Source organism: Streptomyces sp. NPDC021012, from assembly GCF_044333355.1.
Classification (GTDB): Bacteria; Actinomycetota; Actinomycetes; order Streptomycetales; family Streptomycetaceae; genus Streptomyces.
This window is the reverse complement of record NZ_JBIRQU010000011.1, coordinates 135,364-145,450: the sequence shown is the minus strand read 5'-3', so window position 1 is coordinate 145,450 and position 10,087 is coordinate 135,364. Positions and strand designations below refer to the sequence as shown.

10 protein-coding genes are annotated in these 10,087 nt (G+C 74.0%); 4 read left to right on the top strand and 6 right to left on the bottom strand.

Annotated features, from left to right (window positions below):
• Positions 1 to 99: 99 nt before the first annotated feature.
• Positions 100 to 1,050, bottom strand: a complete 951-nt coding sequence (locus tag ACH4TP_RS30810) for an ArsR/SmtB family transcription factor (protein WP_398439744.1) — start codon at positions 1,048 to 1,050, stop codon at positions 100 to 102.
• Between the two features lie 81 nt (positions 1,051 to 1,131).
• Between ACH4TP_RS30810 and ACH4TP_RS30805 the strand changes: the two genes are divergently transcribed.
• Both ACH4TP_RS30805 and ACH4TP_RS30800 read left to right on the top strand, forming a co-directional pair.
• A complete protein-coding gene (locus ACH4TP_RS30805; protein WP_398439743.1) occupies positions 1,132 to 2,265 on the top strand; it encodes an alpha/beta hydrolase family protein in 1,134 nt (377 codons plus the stop codon).
• A 9-nt stretch (positions 2,266 to 2,274) separates the two neighbouring features.
• Positions 2,275 to 3,069 carry a S16 family serine protease gene (locus tag ACH4TP_RS30800; protein ID WP_398439742.1) on the top strand — a complete coding sequence of 265 codons (795 nt, stop codon included), beginning with the start codon at positions 2,275 to 2,277 and terminating at the stop codon, positions 3,067 to 3,069.
• Here ACH4TP_RS30800 and ACH4TP_RS30795 read toward each other — a convergent pair.
• The 4 genes from ACH4TP_RS30795 to ACH4TP_RS30780 all read right to left on the bottom strand — a co-directional run bounded on the left by ACH4TP_RS30795 (position 3,002) and on the right by ACH4TP_RS30780 (position 5,833).
• A complete protein-coding gene (locus ACH4TP_RS30795; RefSeq protein ID WP_398439741.1) occupies positions 3,002 to 4,306 on the bottom strand; it encodes an MFS transporter in 1,305 nt (434 codons plus the stop codon). The two genes, ACH4TP_RS30800 and ACH4TP_RS30795, sit on opposite strands and share 68 nt — an antisense overlap.
• A 41-nt stretch (positions 4,307 to 4,347) precedes the next feature.
• Positions 4,348 to 4,530, bottom strand: coding sequence for a hypothetical protein (locus tag ACH4TP_RS30790; protein ID WP_398439740.1), 183 nt, complete (start codon positions 4,528 to 4,530; stop codon positions 4,348 to 4,350).
• A gap of 119 nt (positions 4,531 to 4,649) precedes the next feature.
• Entirely contained in the window at positions 4,650 to 5,276 is a 627-nt protein-coding gene (locus ACH4TP_RS30785; RefSeq protein WP_389237437.1) for an ArsR/SmtB family transcription factor, read from the bottom strand.
• Positions 5,277 to 5,365: 89 nt separating this feature from the next.
• Positions 5,366 to 5,833, bottom strand: coding sequence for an Lrp/AsnC family transcriptional regulator (locus ACH4TP_RS30780; RefSeq protein WP_389237438.1), 468 nt, complete (start codon positions 5,831 to 5,833; stop codon positions 5,366 to 5,368).
• A 121-nt stretch (positions 5,834 to 5,954) separates the two neighbouring features.
• On the opposite strand from ACH4TP_RS30780, the gene hppD reads away from it, so the two are divergent.
• Complete coding sequence (gene hppD, locus ACH4TP_RS30775; RefSeq protein WP_398439739.1) at positions 5,955 to 7,100, top strand: 4-hydroxyphenylpyruvate dioxygenase; 1,146 nt, start codon at positions 5,955 to 5,957, stop codon at positions 7,098 to 7,100.
• A gap of 85 nt (positions 7,101 to 7,185) precedes the next feature.
• Here the strand turns inward: hppD and ACH4TP_RS30770 are convergent, their stop codons facing one another.
• Complete coding sequence (locus tag ACH4TP_RS30770; RefSeq protein WP_398439738.1) at positions 7,186 to 8,583, bottom strand: tetratricopeptide repeat protein; 1,398 nt, start codon at positions 8,581 to 8,583, stop codon at positions 7,186 to 7,188.
• A 98-nt stretch (positions 8,584 to 8,681) separates the two neighbouring features.
• On the opposite strand from ACH4TP_RS30770, the gene ACH4TP_RS30765 reads away from it, so the two are divergent.
• A complete protein-coding gene (locus tag ACH4TP_RS30765) occupies positions 8,682 to 10,064 on the top strand; it encodes an FAD-binding oxidoreductase (protein WP_398188644.1) in 1,383 nt (460 codons plus the stop codon).
• Positions 10,065 to 10,087: the final 23 nt, after the last annotated feature.

Sequence of the window (10,087 nt, the reverse complement as noted above, 5' to 3'; positions counted from 1 at the left end):
CCGCCCGGCGGCGCGCGCCCACAACGGGGGGCGGCGGCGGGGGCACCGCCCCGTGCGGGCCCGCGCTCACAACAGGGGTGGGTGCCGCCCCGGCAGGCGTTACCGGTGGCTCAGTAGTTCGCCGAGTGGCGTCGGGGCGTGGTGGACCGAGCGGCCCGTGCGGGTCGTCGTGAGGAGGCCGGCCGCGCGGAGGGCTTGGGTGTGGGCCGAGGCCGTCGCTGGGCTGACGCCGAGGCGGCGGGCCAGTTCCGTGGTGGTGCGGGGTTCCGTCAGGGACCGGAGGAGTTCGGCGCGGGTGCGGCCGAGGACGCCGGCGAGGGGGTCGTCGCCGGAGGGAGGCGTGGGGTCGAGAGGGAGCCCGCCGCCCGCCGGGTACGTCAGGACCACCGGGCGGTCCGGGAGGTCCTGGACGAGGGGGGCGCCGCGCCAGTGGAAGGTCGGCAGGAGGACGAGGCCGCGGCCGGAGAGGCGGACGTCGCGGGGAGGGGACCCCGGCCACTCCCAGACCCCGTCGTGGAGCCGCGCCGCGCCCAGGGCCGTGAGCGCCGCGCCGAGACCCCGTTCCGCCACCGTCAGCGCGTGCCGGGTGAACTCCGCCCGGTGGAGGTCCTGGACCAGCGGCCACACGGGCGCGAGGACCGTCTCGTACGCCGCGCGCTGCGCTCCTTCGAGGACCCGCCACGCGGCCGCGTCCCCGCGGTGCAGGCCCCGGATCCACGGCGGCGCGGCGCCCTGGCCCGCGTACACCCGCTCCAGCTCGGAGCGTACGAACTCCGGCCGGGCCGACCGGATGAGCGCGAGGCCCTCCCCCCGGGTCTCGCCGAGGACGTCGAGGAAGTACGGGGCGGCCCCGCCGGGGACGAGGTCGGCGAGCGGCTCGGCCGCGCCCGGCAGGGCGCGCAGCAGCCTGCCCCGCCAGCGCCCGAAGAGCAGCTCCTCGTGCGGGGCGCCCAGCATCATCAGGGCCGCGTGGAGCTCGGGGACGGGGGAGGGCCGGGGCGCGAACCGCACCCGGGTGAAGTCCTCCGCCGTGAAGTGGACGCGCAGCAATCGTTCCCCCTCCGAACGCCAGCCTTTCGGGCAGGGCCTGAACCTTCGCGGCCGGGCCCCGCCCGCCCAAGGATGCCGTGCATGAGCAACCACCCCGCACCCAGCCGCCGTACCGTCGTCAAGGGCTCCCTCCTCGGCGCCGCCGCCCTCCTCCTCGGACCCGGCACCGGAGCCGCCCGCGCGGCGGACGGGCCGACCGCGCTCCGGCTGCCCGCGCCGACCGGCCCCCACCCCGTCGGCCTCCGGACCTTCGTCCTGACGGACTCCGGACGCGCCGACCCCTGGGAGCCCGGCATCGTCCGGCAGGTGAAGATCAGCGTCCTGTACCCGGCCCGCACCGTCGACGGCTTCCCGCGCGCCCCGCAGCTCACCCCCGACGAGGCGGATTACTTCGCCGTCCTCGCCCCCCGCGTCCACCCCGGGCTTCCCGAGGTCGGGGCCGGCGTCGACTGGGGCGCGGTCCTCACCCACGGGCACGTGGACGCGCCCCCGCTCCCCGGGCGCCGCCCCGTGCTGCTCTACACGCCGGGCGGCGGCGACTCCCGCACCCTCGGTACGGCCCTCGCCGAGGACTTCGCGAGCCACGGCCGGATCGTGGTCCTCGTCGACCACCCGGGCGACGCCAGCCAGGTGGAGCTGCCGGGCGGGACGCGGACGACCGTGCTCCGCGGGGAACCGGACCCGGCGACCTTCCGCACCATGATCGACACCCGGGTCGCGGACCTCCGCCTCGTCCTCGACCGGCTTCCCGGCCTGCCGCTCGCCCCCGTGATGGACCCGCGCCGGATCGGCGTGTACGGGCACTCGGCGGGCGGCACCGCCGCCGTCCACGCGCTGGCGGGCGACGACCGGATCGCCGCGGGCGTCAACCTGGAGGGGTACCTCGACCTCGACCCGGAGCTCGTGGCGGGCCTCGACAAGCCGCTGCTCATGTTCCGTACGGACGGCTTCGAGTCCGCCGCCCGCCTCGAACGCTCCTGGGCGGGGGTCCCGGCCCGCCGCGTCCTGCTGACCGACGCCAACCACTGGATCTTCGGCGACTACGCCCACCTCGTCCCGCAGCTCCAGGCCGCCGGCCTCGTCACCGCCGACGCCAGGGCCGCGCTCGTGGGGGCGGGGAACCCGGCGGTGGCGACGGCCCGCGTGCGGTACGGGGTGCGGGCCTTCTTCGACCGGAGGCTGCCGGTGGCCGGGCACCGGCGCGCGCCCCAGTAGATTGGGGGCGTGTTCTCCAGCCTCTCCCGCCCCCGTGCCCTCGCGCTCTGCGCGCTGCCCGTCGCCGCGCTCCTCGCCGTCGTCGGGCTCGCGCCGCTGCCGTACGCGATCGCGCAGCCCGGCACGACCGCCGACGTGCTCGGCGAGGACCAGGGCAAGGAGGTCATCACCATCACCGGCGCCCAGGTCCGGGCCACCAAGGGCGAGCTGCGGATGACGACGATCCTCGCGACCGGGCCGTCCACGGACGTGGACCTGCGGGACGTGGCCGACGCCTGGTTCCGCACCGACCGGGCCGTCCTGCCGCACGACTCCGTCTACCCCTCGGGGCAGTCCGACGCCGAGATCGAGAAGCACAACCTCGGGGAGATGAAGGAGTCGCAGGACGCGGCCACCCTCGCCGCGCTCGGGTACCTGAAGAAGGACCCGAAGCAGGTGAAGGTGACCCTGCACCTCGCCGACGTCGGCGGGCCCAGCGCCGGACTGCTCTTCTCCCTCGGCATCGTCGACAAGCTCGACGGCGACGGGCACGGCGGCGACCTCACCGGCGGCCGGATCGTCGCCGGTACGGGCACGATCGACCCGGACGGCTCGGTCGGCGCGGTCGGCGGGGTGTCCCTCAAGACGCAGGCCGCCGCCCGGGACGGGGCCACCGTCTTCCTCGTACCGAAGAACGAGTGCTCGGACGCCAAGGCCGAGCAGCCGAAGGGCCTGCGCCTCGTGCCCGTCACCGCGCTCAGCGACGCGGTGGCGTCCCTGCGGGCCCTGGGGCAGGGGCAGGAGTCGAAGGTTCCGAGCTGCTGAGCCCCTCCTCGGGGCGCGCCGCGTCCATCGCCCGCCAGGCCGGGAAGACGAACGGCGAGAGCGTCGCGAGGAAGTAGACCGCGCCGAAGGAGAGCAGGGCGGTGGTGAGCCCGGCCCGCTCCACCAGATAGCCGGCCGCGAGGCCGCCGAGCGGGGTGGTCAGGAGCACGCTGGCGGTACTGGCCCCGCCGACCCGGCTGCGCAGCTCCTCGGGGACGATCTCGTAGAAGACCGTGGTGAGGATCGGGTTGAGCACCCCGGCGCCGAGCCCGCCCAGCGCCATCGTGACGAGCAGCGGCAGGGTGCTGTCGGTGAACGCGGCGGTCACGTGCGAGGGGGCGCCGACGAGCAGGAAGCCGACGGCGAAGACCGGGCGGCGCGGGAAGCGGTGGCCGAAGGCCCCGTAGAGCAGGGCGCCGAGCAGGGCGCAGCCGCCGAAGACGGCGACGAGCAGGCCGAGCGCGGCCGAACCGCCGAGGTTCTCGCGGGCGTGCACGGGCAGCAGGACCCCGTTCCAGCTCTGCCCCAGACCGTTGGTGATCATCACCATGACGCTGACGCCGAGGAGCAGCCGGGTGCGCAGCAGGAAGCCGTAGCCCTCCCGCAGGTCCGCGCGGTACGTGGCCGGGGAGAGCGGCGGCGCGTCGCGCAGCGGCTCCGCGGACGGGATCCCGCGCAGGCCCGCGAGGACGAGCAGCGCGGAGACGGCGAAGGTGGCGGCGTCGATGTACAGGACGGTGTCGGCGCCGATCAGCGCCACGAGGAGACCGGCGACGGCGGCTCCCGTCATGCGGGCGCCGCGCGAGACGGCGTCGTACAGGCTGGCGGCGCGCGAGAGGGGCGTCCCGGCGTGCCGGGCCAGGTCGGGGACGAGGACGTGCCGGGCGGTCTCGCCGGGCGCGTGGAACAGGCCGGTGACGGCCATCAGCGCGCACAGCATCCAGAAGCGGAGCAGCCCGGCCCCGTTGAGCAGGGGGATCGCGGCGAGCGCGAGGCCGCAGACGAGGTCGGAGGCGATGGAGACCCGGCGGCGGCCGATCCGGTCGATGACGGGGCCGCCCGCGATGGCGGAGAGGACGACGGGCACGGCGGCGCAGAAGGCGACGAGGCCGGCCTTGCCGGGGCTTCCGGTGGTCTCCAGGGCGAACCACGGGACGGCGATGAAGGTGAGCGCGTTGCCGCTGATGGAGATGGTGTTGGCGGCCAGGACGGCGGCCAAGGGTGTGCGTGGGCGCACGGTGACTTCCCCCCGGTCGGTTCTCTGTGGTGGCCCCGCTGTCAGGCGGCGGCGGTGCGGGGCGGGGTGACGGCCAGCTTGAGGCCGAACTCCACGAGCCTCCAGCCCAGTTGGACCCGCATCGGGGTCGCGGTGCCGGCGGGGCGCGGCCGGGCGGCGGCGGCCTCGTGCCGGAGCTCGGCGGCGGTCAGCGTGTGCAGCTGGAGGTGGATGTCGGCGTGCATGGCGTGGTTCCTTCCCTCGGTTCGCGTGCTCGGTTCGCGTGCTCGGTTCTCGTGCTCGGTCGGCGCGCCTGGCCGTCGTGCTCGGTCGGCGTACCTGGCCGTCGTGCTCGGTTTCGTGCTCAGTTCTCGTGCTGCGGGAACGCGTGCAGGTGCATCCGTACGCGCTCGGCGCCCGGGGCGGCGGGGTCGGCGGTCTCGCCGTACTCGTTGATCAGCGCGTGGATCCTCTGGTTGAGCTCGCGCAGCCGCTCGGGCGGGAGGGCCAGCGTGAAGTCGCTGAAGTCCGAGGCGCCGTACCACTCCTCGCCCCAGGTGTGGCGGGTGGCGACCCAGGTCGACAGCTCCTGGCTGTGGATGGTGGTGATCTCGTGCATGAGGACGTCGAGGGCGCCCTGGACCTCGGGGTCGGGGTTCTTGTGGAGCGTCTCGTCGAAGGACGTCCCCCGGTGGGCCGCCTTCCACCAGCGCTCCCGGCCCTTGCCGCGCGTCGGGTCGTCCACGATGAAGCCGTGGGCGGCGAGCTGGCGCAGGTGGTAGCTGGTGGCGCCGCTGGACTCGCCGAGCCGCTCGGCGAGCTGGGAGGCGGTGGCGGGGCCGTAGCGGCGCAGGGCGCGCAGGAGCTGGATCCGCAGGGGGTGGGCGATGGCCCGGAGGGAGCGCGGGTCGAGCGTGCGGGTCATGAGCTCGTCGGGCTGTGTGCCGGCCTGCTCGGCGGGCTGCTGCGAGGGGTCTTCGGGCTCGGGCATGGCTCCACCCTAGAGTTGCAAAGAAGTACTTGCAAGGGTTTCTTTGCAAGTACTTCTTTGCAGAACTCTCTTTGCGTTCGGTCCTGTCGCTACTCCTGCGCCGCCTGCTCCACCAGCGGGATGATCCGCAGCGGCACCGGGTTCTCCATCACGATCGCCGTGGACGCCCGCACGATCCCCTCGAAGGCCACCACCCTGTCGATCACCCGCTGGAGGTCCGCGTTCGAGCGGGCGACGAGACGGCAGAGCATGTCGCCGTGGCCCGTCGTCGTGTGCAGTTCGAGCACCTCCGGCACCGTCGCCAGGTGCTCCCGCACGTCCGCGCCCTGCCCCTGCTTGATCTCCAGGGTCGCGAAGGCCGTCACCGGATAGCCGAGCGCCGCCGGGTCCACCTGCGGCCCGAACCCGCGGATCACCCCGCTCGCCTGGAGCCGGTCGAGCCGCGCCTGCACCGTGCCCCGCGCCACCCCCAGACGCCGCGAGGCCTCCAGGACCCCTATGCGCGGCTCGCGCGCGAGGAGCGCGATCAGCCGGCCGTCCAAATGATCGATCGCCACAGCGGTCTCCCCATGGTCAGGATGTACAAGTCGCACGGTCATACTCGTCCAGCGCTGTGCAGATTGACCAGCCGATCAGCAAACCCTTGCGCACCTTGCCGGGCAGCGGGACTCTGCTCCCATGACTGAGACCATCGATCACACCCCTTCCACCGCGCGTGAGGCCGATCCCTTCCCGGTCAAGGGAATGGACGCGGTCGTCTTCGCCGTCGGCAACGCCAAGCAGGCCGCGCACTACTACTCCACGGCCTTCGGCATGAAGCTGGTCGCCTACTCCGGACCGGAGAACGGCAGCCGCGAGACCGCCAGTTACGTCCTCACCAACGGCGCCGCCCGTTTCGTGTTCACCTCCGTCATCAAGGTCTCGACCGACTGGGGCCGCTTCCTCGCCGAGCACGTCGCCGAGCACGGTGACGGCGTCGTCGACCTGGCGATCGAGGTGCCGGACGCCCGCGCCGCGTACGCCTACGCCGTCGAGCACGGCGCCACCGGCATCACCGAGCCGTACGAGGTGAAGGACGAGAACGGCACCGTCGTCCTCGCCGCCATCGCCACCTACGGCAAGACCCGCCACACCCTCGTCGAGCGCTCCGGCTACGACGGCCCCTACCTCCCGGGCTTCGTCTCCGCCGACCCGATCGTCGAGCCGCCGGCCAAGCGCACCTTCCAGGCCATCGACCACTGCGTCGGCAACGTCGAGCTCGGCAAGATGAACGAGTGGGTCGGCTTCTACAACAAGGTCATGGGCTTCACGAACATGAAGGAGTTCGTGGGCGACGACATCGCGACCGAGTACTCGGCGCTCATGTCGAAGGTCGTCGCGGACGGCACCCTCAAGGTGAAGTTCCCGATCAACGAGCCGGCGATCGCGAAGAAGAAGTCGCAGATCGACGAGTACCTGGAGTTCTACGGCGGCGCGGGCGTCCAGCACATCGCCCTGGCCACCAACGACATCGTCGCGACCGTCCGCTCCATGCGCGCGGCGGGCGTCCAGTTCCTCGACACCCCCGACTCGTACTACGACACCCTCGGCGAGTGGGCCGGCGAGACCCGCGTCCCCGTCGACATCCTCCGCGAGCTGAAGATCCTCGTCGACCGCGACGAGGACGGCTACCTCCTCCAGATCTTCACCAAGCCGGTCCAGGACCGCCCGACCGTCTTCTTCGAGATGATCGAGCGCCACGGCTCCATGGGCTTCGGCAAGGGCAACTTCAAGGCCCTCTTCGAAGCGATCGAGCGCGAGCAGGAGAAGCGCGGCAACCTGTAGCCGCCGTCGACGAGGGGTCCCGGGGCCCGGCCCCGGGACCCCTCACGCATGTACGGCCCCGGCCCACACGGGGGATGGGCCGGGGTCAGGTCCGTGGTGGCCGTGGGGACTTCGGGGCCTCCGGGCGGAGCTCCGGCGGTGGTTCGTCCGAGGGCTCGCCCAGCGCGGCCAGGGCCTCCGACGCCCTCCGCGCGTGCAGCGGGGAGAACGCGGGGTTGATCCGCAGCGACTCCTCCAGATGGCGCCGGGCCGGGCCCGGCTGGTTCAGGGCGCGCTCGATCTCGCCCCGGTGGTAGAGGAAGGGCGCGCTGCGGAGGCCCTCCTCCGTGGCGCGCTTCGCGTAGCCCAGGGCTTCCTTGGAGGCGCCGGAGCGGTGCAGTGCCCATCCCAGCGCGTCCGCGACCTGGACCGAGTGGTGGCCCCGGGCCCACTCCGCCCGCATCCGGACGGCCGCCGCGGCCGGGTCGCCGTGGTCGGCGTCGAGGAGCCCGAGCGGCACCTCCGAGCCCGGCCGGCCGGCCGCCCGCAGCCGCCCGTACAGGGCCTGCGCCTCCCCGTCCCGGCCCAGCGACTCGTACAGCTCGCCCGCCTCCAGGAGGTACTCGGGCAGCGGCAGCCGGTCCAGGGCGGCCCGCCAGTCGCGTACGGCCTCCTCCGGGCGGCCGAGGGCGGCGAGGGAGCGGGCCCGGCCCGCGAGGGAGGGGCCGTGGTCGGGTACGAGCCGCAGCGCCGCCCCGTACCGCCCGAGGGCCTCCTCCGGCTCGCCCCGCTCCCACGCGAGGTCGCCGAGGCCCGCGAGGGCCGCCGCCTTCTCCGTGTCGGTCTCCGCGAGCGCGACCGCGTCGAGGGCCGCCGCGTCGGCGTCCTCCCGCCAGCCCCGGTCGCGGTACGTCCGCGCGGCCCTCGCCCGCACCATCGCGCCCGCGTGGAGCCCCTCCAGGCTCTCCAGGGACTTCTGGGCCGCCTTGTAGTCCCCGAGGCCGTTGTACGCGTCCATCAGGACCGGGTACACGGACCACCGGCGCGGGTCGGCCTTCCGCACCCGCTCGCCCCACTCCTCGGCCGACTTCCAGTCGCCCCGCGCCGCCGCGAGCGCCCCGAGACCGAGCTCCGCCTCCGGATTGCCGCGCGCGGCGGGCCGTTCGACGAGCGAGCGGCGCAGCGCCAGCTCGGCCCGCGGATAGTCCCGTACGTCCCCGAGCCGGCTGCCCCGCTCCGTGTACGCCGCGCCCAGCTCCGCCCAGGACGCCTCGTCGTCCGGATGCTCCCGCAGCCACGCCTCCCGGTCGGCGATCAGCGCGGCCAGGTCCGGGAGCGCCGCCTGCGCGCCCGCGCGGGCCGCGATCACCGCCCGCTCCGCCGGACCGGGCGGGCGCGGCGGTCCCTGCCCGGCGAACTCCGGGACGTACACCAGCGCCGCCGCCGCGAGCACCGCGCCCACCCCGGCCGCCAGGACCGTCCTCGACACGTTCTCGGTCTTCATGGCGCTCACTGTGCGCCCGCGTCCGCCCCTCCGAAGAGCGCGCGAAGTGCCCGCTCCGGCAGGTTCACACCGATGGCGGCGGGTGCCACGCTGGACGCATGGACGATCTTCAGCGGAACGACCTCGTGGCGCGGCTGCGCGCCGGACTTCCCGACGACACGATCCTCACCGACCCGGACGTCACCGCCTCCTACGCGCGCGACATGGCGAGTTTCTGCGCGGCCGGCGACCCCGCGGTCGTCGTGCTCCCGCGGACGGTCGAGCAGGTGCGACACGTCATGCGCACCGCGACCGAACTCCGCGTGCCCGTCGTCCCGCAGGGCGCCCGCACGGGCCTGTCGGGCGCTGCCAACGCCTCCGACGGCTGCATCGTGCTCTCCCTCGTGAAGATGGACCGCATCCTGGAGATCAGCCCGGTCGACCGGATCGCCGTCGTCGAACCGGGCGTCGTCAACGCCGTGCTGTCGCGGGCCGTCGCCGAACACGGCCTGTACTACCCGCCGGACCCCTCCAGCTGGGAGTCCTGCACCATCGGCGGGAACATCGGCACGGCCTCCGGCGGCCTGTGCTGCGTCAAGTACGGGGTCACCGCCGAGTACGTGCTCGGGCTCGACGTCGTCCTCGCCGACGGGCGGCTCCTGCGCACCGGCCGGCGTACGGCGAAGGGCGTCGCCGGGTACGACCTGACCCGGCTCTTCGTGGGCTCCGAGGGCAGTCTCGGCATCGTCGTCGGGGCCGTGCTCGCGCTCAAGCCGCAGCCGCCGGCGCAGCTCGCGCTCGCCGCCGAGTTCCCCTCCGCGGCCGCCGCCTGCGAGGCCGTCTGCGCGATCATGGAGCGCGGCCACACCCCCTCGCTGCTCGAACTCATGGACCGCACCACCGTCCAGGCGGTCAACAAGCTGGCGAGGATGGGGCTTCCGGACACCACCGAGGCGCTGCTCCTGTGCGCCTTCGACACCCCGGACCCCGCAGCCGACCTGGCGGCCGTCGGGGAGCTGTGCACGGCGGCGGGCGCCACCGAGGTCGTCCCGGCCGCGGACGCCGCCGAGTCCGAACTCCTCCTCCAGGCACGCCGGCTCTCCCTCACCGCCCTGGAGACGATCAAGTCCGCGACGATGATCGACGACGTGTGCGTGCCGCGGACGCGGCTCGCCGAGATGCTCGACGGCACGGCGGCGATCGCGGAGAAGTACCACCTGACCATCGGCGTCTGCGCGCACGCCGGCGACGGCAACACCCATCCCGTCGTCTGCTTCGACCACACCGACGAGGACGAGTCGCGGCGGGCGCGGGAGTCCTTCGACGAGATCATGGCGCTCGGGCTCGCCCTCGGCGGCACGATCACCGGCGAGCACGGCGTGGGCGTCCTCAAGAAGGAGTGGCTGGCCCGCGAGCTGGGACCGGTCGGCCTCGAGCTCCAGCGCGGGATCAAGGCCGCCTTCGACCCGCTGGGCCTCCTCAATCCCGGAAAGCTCTTCTGAAAGCTCTTCTGAACGAACCGGGA